At 62.7% G+C, this 13,877-nt stretch carries 10 protein-coding genes and 2 tRNA genes; 2 read left to right on the forward strand and 10 right to left on the reverse strand.

All coding sequences use genetic code 11. The features are described 5' to 3' along the window. The first annotated feature begins 144 nt into the window (after positions 1-144). Positions 145-987: a tetratricopeptide repeat protein gene (locus ACOOEX_RS06980; protein ID WP_420397744.1), complete on the forward strand. Its 843-nt coding sequence runs from the start codon at positions 145-147 to the stop codon at positions 985-987. Positions 988-1,035: 48 nt separating this feature from the next. Here the strand turns inward: ACOOEX_RS06980 and ACOOEX_RS06985 are convergent. From ACOOEX_RS06985 to ACOOEX_RS07030, 10 genes are all read right to left on the reverse strand, one after another. Further along, positions 1,036-1,110 (reverse strand) — tRNA-Gly (locus ACOOEX_RS06985). Positions 1,111-1,234: 124 nt separating this feature from the next. Further along, positions 1,235-1,309: transfer RNA gene (locus ACOOEX_RS06990), tRNA-Gly, on the reverse strand. A gap of 59 nt (positions 1,310-1,368) precedes the next feature. Beyond that, on the reverse strand, positions 1,369-2,100 hold the full coding sequence (locus ACOOEX_RS06995; protein WP_420397745.1) for a TerC family protein: 732 nt from the start codon (positions 2,098-2,100) through the stop codon (positions 1,369-1,371). 60 nt (positions 2,101-2,160) lie between these two features. Further along, complete coding sequence (locus ACOOEX_RS07000; protein ID WP_420397746.1) at positions 2,161-3,111, reverse strand: AEC family transporter; 951 nt, start codon at positions 3,109-3,111, stop codon at positions 2,161-2,163. Positions 3,112-3,190: 79 nt separating this feature from the next. After that, the gene (locus ACOOEX_RS07005) at positions 3,191-3,577 is read right to left on the reverse strand and encodes an MAPEG family protein (RefSeq protein ID WP_420397747.1); all 387 of its coding nucleotides are present in this window, start codon (positions 3,575-3,577) and stop codon (positions 3,191-3,193) included. Positions 3,578-3,592: 15 nt separating this feature from the next. Beyond that, the gene (locus tag ACOOEX_RS07010) at positions 3,593-4,387 is read right to left on the reverse strand and encodes a phosphodiesterase (RefSeq protein ID WP_420397748.1); all 795 of its coding nucleotides are present in this window, start codon (positions 4,385-4,387) and stop codon (positions 3,593-3,595) included. A 78-nt stretch (positions 4,388-4,465) separates the two neighbouring features. Then, positions 4,466-5,101, reverse strand: coding sequence for a DUF924 family protein (locus tag ACOOEX_RS07015; protein WP_420397749.1), 636 nt, complete (start codon positions 5,099-5,101; stop codon positions 4,466-4,468). 154 nt (positions 5,102-5,255) lie between these two features. Continuing rightward, positions 5,256-5,972: a Flp family type IVb pilin gene (locus ACOOEX_RS07020; RefSeq protein WP_420397750.1), complete on the reverse strand. Its 717-nt coding sequence runs from the start codon at positions 5,970-5,972 to the stop codon at positions 5,256-5,258. 103 nt (positions 5,973-6,075) lie between these two features. After that, a complete protein-coding gene (locus ACOOEX_RS07025) occupies positions 6,076-9,513 on the reverse strand; it encodes a pyruvate carboxylase (protein ID WP_420397751.1) in 3,438 nt (1,145 codons plus the stop codon). A 249-nt stretch (positions 9,514-9,762) separates the two neighbouring features. After that, a complete protein-coding gene (locus ACOOEX_RS07030) occupies positions 9,763-10,908 on the reverse strand; it encodes an alpha-hydroxy acid oxidase (RefSeq protein WP_420397752.1) in 1,146 nt (381 codons plus the stop codon). Between the two features lie 242 nt (positions 10,909-11,150). Between ACOOEX_RS07030 and ACOOEX_RS07035 the strand changes: the two genes are divergently transcribed. Further along, complete coding sequence (locus ACOOEX_RS07035; protein ID WP_420397753.1) at positions 11,151-13,568, forward strand: ATP-dependent helicase; 2,418 nt, start codon at positions 11,151-11,153, stop codon at positions 13,566-13,568. The last annotated feature ends 309 nt before the right edge of the window (positions 13,569-13,877 follow it).

A 13,877-nucleotide genomic window follows, 5' to 3' on the forward strand; every position in this document is an offset into this window, starting at 1 on the left:
GGAGTGTTCGAAACCGGGCTTGCATTTGCAAGGAAAAACACCCGTGATCGGCGATCTTGACTAAATGTCTGAATAACACTATATCATTGTCGCACCCGTGATTCCCGGCATTTTTCCGCCAGCCGTCCATTTCAGGAGAGTTTCATGTCCCACTTCCGCTTTGTTTCGCCCCGCACCCTGATCCTCGCCGCAGGGCTGGCGCTCGCCCTGCCGCTGGCTGCCGCGGCGCAGTCGCATATGACGTCCACCTATGGCGACATCTCCGTCACCATCACCGGAACCGGCTCGATCAGTTCGCGCGAAACCGCGCGCGGGATCGAGGCGGTTCTGAACGAGCACACGGTGCTGATCACCAACAGCAGCGTCGTCGTCGATGGTCAGGTCTACAACGTCCAGCCGGAAGCGCAGGTCGTGGTCGATGGCAATGACGGATTTGCCGTGATGGTCGACGGGGTCGACGTGATGATGATTGCCGAGATCGCTGGTCTGACGGCACGGGCCGAAGCTGGCGAGGCCAGCGCCCAATTGGATCTTGGCATGATCTATTGGGATGGTGAGGGCGTCGAGCAGGACTATGTCCGCGCGGTGCAGTTGTTCCGTCAGGCGGCCGAACAGGGCAACGCGATTGCGCAATCGAACCTGGCTTATGCCTATTACAACGCCGACGGCGTGGAAAACGACGACAACGCGGCGATGTACTGGGCCGGATTGTCCGCCGCGCAAGGTGATGAGGTTGCCATGCGCCTGGTGGCCTTCGGGCACTACCGGGGCCGTGGCTTCCCGCAGGACCGTGCCGAAGCCGCCCGCATCTGGGCCGAGGCCGCCAATCTGGGCGACGACTATTCCGCCTATAACATGGGGATTGTCGTGCGCGATGGCGATGGCGTTCAGCAGGACGATGCGCTGGCAATCCTGTGGTTCGAACGGGCGCTGGAACTTGGCCATCCCGATGCCGCCGAACGCCTTGAAGAGATGCGCGCGCAGTAATCCCGTGGAAACGCAAAAGGCCTCCGGAAATCCGGAGGCCTTTTTGATTGGAGCGGGCGATGAGATTCGAACTCACGACCCTAACCTTGGCAAGGTTATGCTCTACCCCTGAGCTACGCCCGCTCTCTTGAGGGCGGTGTTTAGGACGGGCCGTCGGGGGCTGCAAGAGGAAATTTGGGACACCGTCACAGGAAGATATCCACCCCGGAATCAGAAAGGCCCCCGGAAATCCGGAGGCCTTTTTGATTGGAGCGGGCGATGAGATTCGAACTCACGACCCTAACCTTGGCAAGGTTATGCTCTACCCCTGAGCTACGCCCGCTCTGTGAGGGCGGTATTTAGGCCGACAGCCGCAGGGCTGCAAGAGGAAAATCGCCCCGTCTACGCATTTTCCGCCAGCCGCTTGCGCCGCGCCGCGCGCCACAGGTTCAGCGTCTCGACGGCCCCGGCAAAGACCATCGCCGCATAGATGAAACCGCGCTCGACATGGAAGTGGAAGCCATCCGCTACCAGTGCCATGCCGACCATGACCAGGAAGGCCAGCGCCAGCATCTTGGTGGACGGGTGATCCTCCACGAATTTCGCGATCGGGGCTGCTGCGAGCATCATCACCACGATGGCCACGACCACGGCGGCGATCATCACCTCGATATGGTCGGCGATGCCCACGGCGGTGATGACCGAGTCGAGCGAAAAGACCAGATCGAGCAGCATGATCTGGAAGATGACCGAGGCGAAAACCGCCTTCACCACGGTTTCCTCAGCGGTATGAATGCCGCCTTCGACCTCGTGGAAGATCTCGGTCGACGCCTTGTAGAGCAGGAAAAGACCCCCTGCGACCAGGATGATATCGCGCCAGCTGATGTCGAGGCCCAGGACGGTCATGATCGGCTCGCTCAGCCCGATGATCCAGGCGATGGACAGAAGCAGCAGGATGCGCAGTACCAGCGCCCCCGTCAGCCCGATCACCCGCGCGCGGCGGCGTTGCTCCGCGGGCAGTCGGGCGGCGGCGATGGATATGAAGATGACGTTATCAACGCCGAGCACGATCTCCAGAATGGTCAGGGTCAGGAAAGAGGCCCACACGGCGGGGTCGGAAAACAGCTCGATCATCTGGCATCTCCTTGGATCGGATCGCAGTCAGATAAGCAGTAGCAGGCCCGCTGCAAGCGGTCAGGAGGCGGCCAGCGAAATAATCCACAAAAGGCCCGAGATGGTCACGAAAGAGGCCGCCGTTGTGACCATGAGCGCGGTCGAGGCCAGCAACTCTCGCCCGTAGGCCATGGCAATCAATGGGAAGATCGACAGCATCGGACAGGCCGCGTTGATCAGGCCGGCATGGCGGATCTCGTCGGGCAGGGCGGGCAGCAGCAGGGTTGCGGCAAGAAAGAACAGCGGGTGAAGGACAAGCTTGCCCACCAGGATCACCCCCATCGGCACGGCCATGTCGCGGGCACTGGCAAGCGTTGCGGCGGCAACGGTGCCACCCACGGCAAAGAGCGCAACAGGCGAGGCGATCGGGCGCAGCATCTCGATGGGGCGCAGGATCGGCTCGGGCAGGGTCAGGCCGGACAGGGAATAGGCCAGAGCGACGAGGATCGACAGGACCAGCGGATTCTTGATCAGACCCTTGAGCCCCTTGAGAAACCCCTGCAACGGCGTGCTTGAACTGCGCTCACCTGCATCTGCCACCGCCAGAGCCAGCGGGATCAGGATCACGTTTTCCAGCAGCATCACGGTGGCGAAGATCGTCACGGCAAGGTCAGGGTAGAGGATGGACAGCAGCGGAAACCCCACGAAGGCCGAGTTGGACCCCACCATGCCAAGCCCCACCACCCCCAGCATCGACCAGCGCGCCCGGAATACGAGGCGCCCCACGAGGATGCAGGTCGCGAACAGCGCCAGCGACGCCGACAGGTAGACCGCGAACAGCCCCCAGTGCAGCGTTTCCGACGGGGTCTCGGTGCCCACGGCCAGAAAGATCAGCGCGGGCAGGGCGAAACGCACCACGAACGTGCCGATAGCCCTGATATCGGACCCGGCGAAATAGCCGGTGCGAACGGACAGGAAGCCAAGCCCGATCAGCAGGTAGATGGGCAGGGTGATGGTCAGGATCGTCGCCAAGGGGTCGGTCTCTACGGATAGTTGCCTTGTGCAGCATCGCAGATTGGCGGCGTGCCGGCCAGTGCGCGTTCGGACGCGCTCAGATCACCGCGCGGATGATATTGGACAGGCTCGCGATCAGGATCATGCCAAGCGTCAGCGCCATGCCCCAGACGCGCGCGGGCACGATCTGTGGGGTGGAGCCAAAGCCGAACGCATGCAGCACCCGGCCAAGAAGCAGCGTCACCCCAAGCCCGTGAACGGCCCAGGCGGGCGCGCCCTGAAGCTCTGCGCCGAACAGAAGGATCAGCCCGATCGAGGCATATTCCACGCAATTGGCCTGCACCCGCATGGCCTTTGACAGGGCCTTTTCCCCGCCATCCCCGACCGACACCTTGTGGTGACGCCTGAGGCTGATCACCCGGATGCTGAGGTGAAGAAACAGCAGGCCCAGTAGCCCTGCATAAAGCGGCGCAATCATATCCATATCCCGTCCCATCCGTCAGTAGTGGCTCACGTCCTGCGCAGGCAGGGTGAAGTCCTCGAAATGTACCACCACCCTGTCCCCGTTTGTCAGGATGATGCCATAGGCCCCCGGTTCGTCCACCGAATGGCCACTGCCTTCCTGCCCCAGAATCATGGGCATTTGATGGCAGGGGCTTTTGAAAACGGTGATCGGCAGGCCGTCGACGGAGGCGGTGATCGTGCGATGGATGTGCCCGGCGAAGACATGCTTGACCTGCGGATAGTCGGTCAGCACCCCCCGCAATTCTGCCGCATTGGTGAGGCCGATGTGATCCATGCCCGAAAAGCCGGTGTCGAAGGGCGGATGATGCAGGAAAACAAGGCAGGGTTTCCTGTCTGCCTCCAGTTCCCGGGTAAGCCAGGCCAGCCGGGTAGGGCAGAGATGGCCGGAATGCTGCACCGCCGGGGCTGTTTCATGGGTGTCGAGGCAGATCAGCCTGATGTCACCCAGATCAATCGCGCTTTGGACAAATCCATCCGCATCGGTCGGCGCGTCCGGAAAGGCCGCGCGGAACCCCATGCGCGTGTCATGATTGCCGATCATGAGCGTGACTGGCCAGGGCAGGCCGGCCAGCAGCGGTTTCAGCCGCGCATATTCCTGTGCGGTCCCGTGATGGGTCAGATCGCCCATCAGGACGATCCGGTCAGCGTCCGGGTGAGTCCCTGCCGCATGGGCCAGCCCCGCCGATAGCCGCGCGCCGGGGTCGAGGCCAATGATGGTCTCGCCTTCCGGCGTGATGTGCAGGTCTGTCATGACGAGGATCTTGGCCATGGAATGCTCCGCGCGTCTTGGCGTCGATTGCAGCGTCCCCGGCAGCGTTGCGCAAGCCCAAATGCACCTGTCGTGGCGTCAGTCCGACCCGGTTTCAACCTTGCGCACATGGGGAAAATCGCCGGTCGCGATATAGGACTCCTCTTCCGGCGTTGAGGGGCGCCCAAGGATCGGGTTGCGATGCGGGTGGCGGCCGAATCGTTCCAGAACGCCGCGCACTGTCCTGTTTTGGGCGCGGAACGCGTCGCCCATCCCGGCAATCGGCTCCGGCAGCTTGAGGATGATCCGTTCGATCAATTCATCCAGCAGGTCCATGCGTTGCAGGTGGTCGGGGCCTTCGCAATGAGAAATGGAGATCACGAAAAACGCCTGCTCCCAGGGGTCGAGCCTGTCGAAATCACCGTTGGCGATCCCGTCCAGTGCCAGTCGTGCGGCCTTGATGTCCTGGGCGTAGGCCGCAGGTGTGTCGCGCCAGAGCGAGCGGGGAAACTGGTCGAGCGCGATCAGCAGTGCCAGCCGCCCGCGCGGGGTGTTTGCCCAATGGTCCAGTTCGCCGCGCGCGGCGGCCAGGGTCAGATCTGCGAAATCGCGGATGATGACCTCATCCATGCCGCCCTGCATCCGTTCGTTCCAGAAGGCGGAATGGGATTCCGGGTTCTTCTCGTGGCCCGTTTCGGGAAACCAGAAATCAAGGACTTGGTCCGGGGTGAACAACAGCGCGCTCCTGCAATGTGACAGGGCCGAACTCTTGCATGCACGGGCGCGGCCACCAAGCTCAATTCACTCAGGATGTGGCCTTTTTTGCAAAGCCTGCCAGTTGTCTTTCAGGCAGATGCGGTCTTTGTCGGGGGCAGGTCAGGTCGCTTGATCAGAATCCGGGGCCGCCGGTGGTGGAGGCGTCGAAATTGTCCAGCCCCCAGAATTCATCGCCGATGCCCTGATTGGCATTGGATTGAAGCTCGAACTGGATATCCGATGTCGGTTCGTCCACGGTCACGCGCACGGATGCCACGGAATCGTTCCAGCCGCCATTGCCGCCAAGAGCGACCGATGCGACCTCCACCGTTGCTTCGACCGTTGTGCCGTCAAGCTGCGGAATGTCGAATGTCATGCTGTTGCCACTGGCCAGCGCCACGGCAACAGGCACGCCGTTGAGCGAGATCGTCGCGGTGTCGGTGCCCCATTGGGCGCTGTTGTCGAGGCTGTCGCCCGCAACCAGATCGAATTCCATGATCGCGTTAGTGGCTCCCTCGGCCACTTCCACGAGGAAACCCGTTGCCTCACCGGGGCCAAGGACCAGCAATTCGCCCAGTTCACCGCCCATATTTCGGACCGATCCGCCAAGCCAGCCGGGCGCATTGCCGCCGGAGAAATCGAAAGACCCGACCGAAACCCTGCCATTGCTGAACATGTTCCAGCTGTTAGAGGACAGTTCGGCGTTGATGTCGCCGGACAGGTCTTCGACACCGCTGCTCACCACGGACATCGTTGCGATGCCAAGGCCGACAACGCCGGCAGCCAGAACGGTCATGTCGACTGTCACGGCACCGCTTTCGTCGTACCAGAATTCGGTTCTCAGGGTCATATTTGTCACCTCGTCACTGCGCGAATGACGGGCAACTTAACAATAAAAAGTGATTAAAAATGGACGGAGAAAGGGCGCCGCAATGTCGGGCGCCCTTTTCTTACTAGTCCAATTCGACCAGCAGATCCTTGGCGTCGATCTGGCCGCCGGGGGTCACATGGATGGCCTTGACCACGGCATCGCGGTCGGCATGGATGCCGGTTTCCATCTTCATTGCCTCGATGGTCAGCAGCATGTCGCCCTGCTTGACGGTCTGGCCGGCCTGAACCGCAACCGTCGCCACCACGCCGGGCATCGGTGCACCCACGTGGTTGGGGTTGCCAAGCTCGGCCTTCGGGCGTTTGGCGGTCGAGGCCTGCGCCTTGCGGTTGGGAACGCGAACGGTGCGGGGCTGGCCGTTGAGTTCGAAGAAGACCTTGACCTCGCCATCCTCGTTGGTCTCGCCCACGGCCTGCAACTGCACCACCAGCGTCTTGCCGGGGTCGATCTCGGCCTCGATCTCTTCGCCCGGCTGCATGCCATAGAAGAAGGTCTTGGTGGGCAGGGTGCGCACTGGCCCGTATTCCGCATGGCGGGCGCGGTAATCGGTGAAGACCTTGGGATACATGAGGTAACCGTTCAGGTCCTCGTTATCGACGGGTTCGCCCACCTTGGCGATGACCTCGGCGCGGGTGGCCTCCAGATCGACCGGGGGCAGGTGCTTGCCGGGGCGTTCGGTATTGGGTTTTTCACCCTTCAGCGCCTTTGCAAGGATCGTAGCAGGGAAGCCGCCCGGCGGCTGGCCCAGATTGCCGCGCATCATGTCGATGACGCTGTCGGGAAAGGCCACATCGGTCTTGGGGTCTTCGACCTGTTCGCGGGTCAACCCCTGGCTCACCATCATCAGGGCCATGTCGCCCACCACCTTGGACGAGGGCGTGACCTTCACGATATCGCCGAACATCTGGTTCACGTCGGCATACATCTGCGCCACTTCGTGCCAGCGTTCTTCCAGCCCGAGGCTGCGGGCCTGCGCCTTGAGGTTGGTGAACTGGCCACCCGGCATCTCGTGCAGGTAGACTTCTGAGGCCGGGGCCTGAAGGCCGGACTCGAAGGCCGCGTATTGGCCGCGCACCGCCTCGAAATAGTCGCTGATCTCGCGGATCGACTTGATATCCAGCCCGGTGTCCCGCTCCGTATGGCGCAGGGCCTCGACCACGGTGCCAAGCGTCGCCTGGCTGGTGTTGCCGGAGAAGCTGTCCATCGCGCAGTCGACCGCATCCACGCCCGCGTCAGAGGCCGCCAGGATGGTGGCAGAGGCAATCCCCGCCGTGTCATGGGTGTGGAAGTGGATGGGCAGGCCCACCTCTTCCTTCAGCGCCTTGATCAGGATCTTGGCAGAGGCCGGTTTCAGCAGCCCCGCCATGTCTTTCAGGCCCAGAACATGCGCGCCCGCGTCCCGCAGGTCCTTGCCCATGTTGACGTAATACTCAAGATCGTACTTCGCCCGTTCCGGGTTCAGGATGTCACCGGTGTAGCAGATCGTGCCCTCGCAGACCTTGCCGCTTTCGACGACCGCATCCATGGCGACGCGCATGTTCTCCACCCAGTTCAAACTGTCGAACACGCGGAAGACATCGACGCCGGTCTCGGCGGCCTGCGCAACAAACGACTGCACCACGTTGTCGGGGTAGTTGGTGTAGCCCACCCCATTGGAGGCGCGCAGCAGCATTTGCGTCATGATATTGGGCATGGCCTTGCGCAGGTCACGCAGGCGCTGCCACGGGCATTCCTGCAGGAAGCGATAGGCCACGTCGAAGGTCGCGCCGCCCCAGCATTCGATGCTGAAAAGACCCGGAAGGTTCCCGGCATAGGCGGGCGCGGCCTTGATCATGTCGATGGACCGCATCCGGGTCGCCAGCAAGGACTGGTGCCCGTCGCGCATGGTGGTGTCGGTTATCAGCAGCTGTTTCTGCGCTGCCATCCAGTCGGCCACGGCCTGCGGGCCTTTTTCATCCAGCAGCGTCTTGGTGCCCGGCGCAGGCGCGGCTTTGGGGGCAGGGGCTTTCGCCGGTTTCAGGTCGGCCTTGGGTTTGGCACGGCCCTCGGTTTCCGGGTGCCCGTTCACGGTGATATCCGCGATATAGGTCAGGATCCGTGTGGCGCGGTCGCGCTTGGGGCGGAAGTCAAAGAGCTCCGGCGTCTCGTCGATGAACTTGGTCGTGTACTGGTAATTCAGGAAGGTCGGGTGCTTCAGCAGGTTTTCCACGAAGGCGATGTTCGTGCTGACGCCCCTAATGCGGAACTCCCGCAGCGCCCGGTCCATCCGCGCAATCGCAGCCTCGGGCGTCGGCGCCCATGCCGTGACCTTTTCCAGAAGCGAGTCATAGTAGCGCGTGATCACCGCGCCCGAATAGGCGGTGCCGCCATCCAGACGGATGCCCATGCCGGTGGCACCCCGATAGGCGGTGATGCGGCCGTAGTCGGGGATGAAATTGTTGGTCGGATCCTCGGTCGTCACCCGGCACTGGATCGCGTGACCGTCGAGCTTCACGTCATACTGGCTGGCGGTTCCGGTGGCTTCGACGAGGCTCTTGCCTTCGGCAATCAGGATCTGCGCGCGCACGATGTCGATGCCGGTCACTTCCTCGGTGACGGTATGTTCCACCTGCACGCGGGGGTTCACCTCGATGAAGTAGAACTTGCCGCTATCCATATCCATCAGGAATTCGACGGTGCCGGCGCATTCGTAATTCACGTGCTCGCAGATTTTCTTGCCCAGAAGACAGATCTCTTCGCGTTGCGTCTGGCTCAGATAGGGGGCAGGGGCGCGCTCCACCACTTTCTGGTTGCGCCGCTGGACCGAGCAATCGCGCTCATAGAGGTGGTAGATCGACCCGTGTTTGTCGCCGAGGATCTGCACCTCCACATGGCGGGCGCGGGTGATCATCTTCTCAAGATACCCCTCGCCATTGCCGAAGGCGGCCTCAGCCTCGCGCCGACCCTCGCGCACTTTTTCTTCCAGCTCTTCGGGTCCATTGATCGGACGCATCCCGCGCCCGCCGCCGCCCCAAGAAGCTTTCAGCATCAGGGGATAGCCGATCTCTGCGGCCTCGGCCCGGATCGCATCCATATCGTCGCCCAGAACCTCGGTCGCGGGGATGACGGGAACGCCTGCTTCGATCGCTACGCGACGGGCACTGGCCTTGTCGCCAAGGGCGCGCATGGTCTCGGCTTTGGGTCCGATGAAGGTGATCCCATTCGCCGCGCAGGCGTCCACGAAACTCGGGTTTTCCGACAGAAGCCCATAGCCCGGATGGATGGCGTCAGCGCCGCATTCCTTGGCAACGCGGATGATCTCGTCGATGGACAGATAGGCCGCGACCGGCCCCAGACCCTCCCCGATCTTGTAGGCCTCGTCGGCCTTGAACCGGTGCAAGGACAGCTTGTCCTCCTCGGCGTAGATCGCCACGGTGCGTTTGCCAAGCTCATTGGCAGCGCGCATGACTCGGATCGCGATTTCACCCCGATTGGCAATCAGGATCTTCTTGAAGTCGGCCATGAACATTCCCCTCTGTTCTGGATGGCGCGGACGTTAGGCAGAAATTGCTGCGCTGCCAACATAATTGTTGCTGAAATGTTGCAAGAGCGGCGATAGCGCTAACAGTTTTATATTTTTCAGTGGCTTGAAGACGTGTGTCATTCCGCTGCAAGCCTTGGTTCTAGACCAACCCTAGCAATGAAAATTGCGAATCCCACGCGGGAAACGACCTGTTGCGCCGCGTGATCGACCTGTTAGCGCTGAACAATCCTAGCCGGTCCGAGGCACCACCAGCCGCCCGGGAAGGTCCGACAGACACCGCGCCCCGATCTGCCCCATGCAAGAGATCAAGTCCTTCACCAACAGTGCATGCAGATGCGGTGGCCCGGCCTCACCCAGAGCCGCCAAAGCATAGTGCCAGCCCCGCCCCAGCATCACGAAATTCGCCCCAAGCGCCAGCGCGCGCATAATGTCGAGCCCGCCCTCGATGCCGCTGTCGAAGATCAGCGGCAGGTGCGTCGCCGCGCGGATTTCCGGCAGCGCGTCGATGCTGGCCCGCGCCCCGTCGAACTGGCGGCCCGCATGGTTCGACACCCAGATCGCATCGACCCCCGCCGCCTCCAGCCGCTCCACCGGGGCAACCTCCATCACGCCTTTCACAACCAGCTTGCCCTGCCACAGCTCTCGCAGCCGCCCCAGATAGTCCCAATCGGGCGAGGTCCGGATCAGATAGCCCACATGGGCGGTCTGCGGCAGGCTGGTCTTCTGCTCCGCATAGCGGTCCAGCGTCCGCATCCGCGGCATGCCGGTCCTCAGCGTGCCCAGCGTCCAGGCCGGGCAGCGCATCACCTGTGCCAGCAGGCGGGGCGTCAGGCGCGGCGGGTTTGTCAGCCCGCCCCGTGTCTGCCGTTCCCGGCGAGAGGCGACAGGCACATCCGCCGTCAGAACCAGCGTGTGAAATCCCGCCTCCCAGGCACGCGCCAGCATATCCTCCAACACCTCCGGCGCGCGCGGCGGGTAGAGCTGGAACCACCCCATGCCGCCTGCCTCCGGCCCCACGGTTTCCGGCGTCTGACTGGCCACGGTGGAGAGCCCATAGGGAACCCCCGCGGACCCGGCAAACCGCGCCAACCGCCGCTCCGCATCCGGCCAGATCACCCCCGACATCCCCACAGGCGCGATGCCGAAGGGCACGGTGTAGTCCCGGTCCATCAGCGAACAGGACAGATCGGGCGTAAACTCCCCCGTCAGTATCGCAGGATGAAACAAGACCCGATCCAGCGCCGCCCGATTGCGCGGCAGGACCGACTCCGTGCCCGTGGCGGAATCGAAAAACTCCCAGACGAAATGCGGCACGCGCCGCCGTGCCCGCGCCCTGAGGTCGGAAATCGCCGGATATGTCTGGTCCAGATCCATGCCCCGACAAAACCCGGGCCAACGCCCCCTGTCCAGCCCGTTCCCCTTCATCTTGGCAAAAATACCTCGGGGGTTTGGGGGCTGGCCCCCAAGCGGGCGATGAGGCTGCCCCGCAAGGGGCGGGTGAAGAGCGCGCCCGCGCCGCGGCGACGAATGTCGGCGCAAGACCGGTCAGAAAACACTTGCGAACGGACCGTGAACAATACTTTAACTTGATCAAGGCTTGGTCTAGGCTCTCGCGCATGGATATTTTCGACGATGAAGAGGCCTTCTCGGCCGCCTCCCTCTCGCAACGCGCCATGGCCGCGCGGCCCGCGCCCTATCTCGACGGGCTGAACCCGCCGCAGCGCGAAGCGGTGGAAACGCTGGATGGGCCGGTGCTGATGCTGGCAGGCGCGGGCACGGGCAAGACCCGGGCGCTGACCGCCCGCATCGCGCATCTTCTCTCCACGGGCAAAGCGCGCCCGAACGAGATCCTCGCCGTGACCTTCACCAACAAGGCCGCGCGCGAGATGAAGACCCGCGTGGGTGCGCTGCTCGGTCAACCGGCGGAAGGCATGCCCTGGCTTGGCACTTTCCACGCGATCTGCGTGAAGCTTCTGCGCCGTCATGCGGAACTTGTGGGGCTGAAGTCGAATTTCACCATTCTGGACACAGACGATCAGGTGCGGCTGATGAAGCAGCTGATCATTGCCGAAAACATCGACGAAAAACGCTGGCCCGCCCGCGCGCTTGCCGCCGTGATCGACAAGTGGAAGAATCGCGCCTGGACGCCCGAAAAGGTCCCGGCGGGCGAGGCCGGGGCCTTCAATGACCGGGGCGTGGAGCTTTACGCCGCCTACCAGCAGCGCCTGAAATCCCTCAATGCCTGCGATTTCGGGGACCTGCTGCTCCACATGGTCACCATTTTCCAGACCCATGAGGATATCCTCCAGCAATACCAACGCTGGTTCCGCTACATCCTGGTGGACGAATACCAGGACACCAACGTCGCCCAGTATCTCTGGCTGCGGCTGCTGGCGCAGGCCCATAAGAACATCTGCTGCGTGGGCGATGACGACCAGTCGATCTATGGCTGGCGCGGGGCCGAGGTGGGCAACATCCTGCGCTTCGACAAGGATTTTCCGGGCGCCAAGGTGATCCGGCTGGAACAGAATTACCGGTCTACCCCCCATATCCTCGCCGCCGCGTCGGGCGTGATTGCAGGGAACAAGGGGCGGCTTGGCAAGGAGTTGTGGACCGAGGCCGAGGAGGGCGAGAAGGTCCGCCTCATTGGCCATTGGGACGGCGATGAAGAAGCCCGTTGGGTCGGCGAAGAAATCGAGGCGATGCAGCGGGGCACACGTGGGCAAGACCCGATCAGCCCCGACGGAATGGCGATCCTCGTCCGTGCCTCCCACCAGATGCGCGCCTTCGAGGATCGGTTCCTGACCATCGGTCTGCCCTACCGCGTCATCGGAGGCCCCCGCTTTTACGAGCGGATGGAGATCCGGGATGCCATGGCCTATTTCCGGCTGGTCGTCAGCCCCGAGGATGACCTGGCCTTTGAACGGGTCGTCAACACCCCCAAGCGCGGCCTGGGCGATAAGGCACAGCAAAAGATCCAGATGGCGGCGCGCACCAATGGCGTGTCCCTTCTGGAAGGCGCGAAAGTGCTGCTCGCGGCCAAGGGGCTGACCGGCAAGGGCGCCAAAGAATTGCAGCGCTTTGTCGAGGGGATCGAGCGTTGGCGCGGGCTGATGCTGGGGCCGATGCGCGCCGTGGGGCCGGTAGATGATCTCATAGAAGAGGACGTCCCTCAAGGGACGCTCAACCATGTCGAACTGGCCGAGATGATCCTTGACGAGTCCGGCTACACCGAGATGTGGCAGAACGACAAGACGCCCGAAGCGCCGGGGCGACTGGAAAACCTCAAGGAACTGGTGAAAGCGCTGGAAGGGTTCGAGAACCTGCAAGGCTTCCTCGAACATGTGTCGCTCATCATGGATAATGAATCTGACGAGACCGAGGAAAAGGTCACGCTGATGACGCTCCATGCCGCCAAGGGGCTGGAATTTCCCGCCGTCTTCCTGCCGGGGTGGGAGGACGGGCTTTTCCCCAGTCAACGCGCCATGGATGAGGAAGGGCTGAAGGGCCTCGAAGAGGAGCGGCGGCTGGCCTATGTGGGCATCACGCGGGCGGAGGAGATCTGCACGATTTCCTTCGCAGGGAACCGGCGCGTCTATGGCCAGTGGCAATCGCAATTGCCAAGCCGTTTCATCGACGAACTGCCGGAAGCGCATGTGGAGGTGCTGACCCCGCCGGGGCTCTATGGCCATCAGGGCAGCATGGGCGGTGCGCAGGATTATGGCCGCTCGGGGCTGGAAGAACGCGCCGTGCGGGCCGATGTCTACAACTCGCCGGGCTGGAAGCGGCTTCATGCCAATACCGGCGCGCGGGGCATGAGCCAGCCGCGCGAATCGCGCAACTTCACCATCGACGCTTCGGCAGAATCGGCTTTCACCATCGGTGAGCGGGTCTTTCACCAGAAATTCGGCTACGGCCGGGTGGAGGGCGTGGAAGGCGACAAGCTGGAGATCGCCTTCGACAAGGCGGGCATAAAGCGGGTCGTGGGCCGGTTCCTGGTGGCCGCCGATCAGGCCGACGACGTGCCGTTCTAGAAGTCGGGCTCGCAGGCTTGCCGCCATCAGGGCGTTGCGGCACAGGCTTCTAGCCGAACTTGAGATTTCGTGCCCGCCCTATCAGGTCCGGTTTCACTCTGAATGATTGTCTGGCGCCGTTGTAGTCAGGCGTAAAGGTCACCGATTTTCCTGCAAGCGACTGAGGAGATGTATGCAGAAGGAGTGTATCGACCTCGCAAAACCAGTAAGTCTGGCCATCTTCACCATCGATGTATCCCTTGCCGGTATCTACTTTGTAGGCGTAACCCATCCCATCGCAGATGCTGCGTGATACTGTCCCCTTCAATT

It is taken from the genome of Nioella sp. (assembly GCF_965215655.1).
Taxonomy (GTDB): domain Bacteria; phylum Pseudomonadota; class Alphaproteobacteria; order Rhodobacterales; family Rhodobacteraceae; genus Nioella.

What these genes read in the sequence shown, in the direction of transcription:
- ACOOEX_RS07010 (WP_420397748.1), bottom strand. Translation starts at nt 4,387, where the DNA reads ATGGCCAAGATCCTCGTCATGACAGACCTGCACATCACGCCGGAAGGC.
- ACOOEX_RS07005 (WP_420397747.1), bottom strand. Translation starts at nt 3,577, where the DNA reads ATGGATATGATTGCGCCGCTTTATGCAGGGCTACTGGGCCTGCTGTTT.
- ACOOEX_RS07025 (WP_420397751.1), bottom strand. Translation starts at nt 9,513, where the DNA reads ATGGCCGACTTCAAGAAGATCCTGATTGCCAATCGGGGTGAAATCGCG.
- ACOOEX_RS07020 (WP_420397750.1), bottom strand. Translation starts at nt 5,972, where the DNA reads ATGACCCTGAGAACCGAATTCTGGTACGACGAAAGCGGTGCCGTGACA.
- ACOOEX_RS06995 (WP_420397745.1), bottom strand. Translation starts at nt 2,100, where the DNA reads ATGATCGAGCTGTTTTCCGACCCCGCCGTGTGGGCCTCTTTCCTGACC.
- ACOOEX_RS07035 (WP_420397753.1), top strand. Translation starts at nt 11,151, where the DNA reads ATGGATATTTTCGACGATGAAGAGGCCTTCTCGGCCGCCTCCCTCTCG.
- ACOOEX_RS06980 (WP_420397744.1), top strand. Translation starts at nt 145, where the DNA reads ATGTCCCACTTCCGCTTTGTTTCGCCCCGCACCCTGATCCTCGCCGCA.
- ACOOEX_RS07030 (WP_420397752.1), bottom strand. Translation starts at nt 10,908, where the DNA reads ATGGATCTGGACCAGACATATCCGGCGATTTCCGACCTCAGGGCGCGG.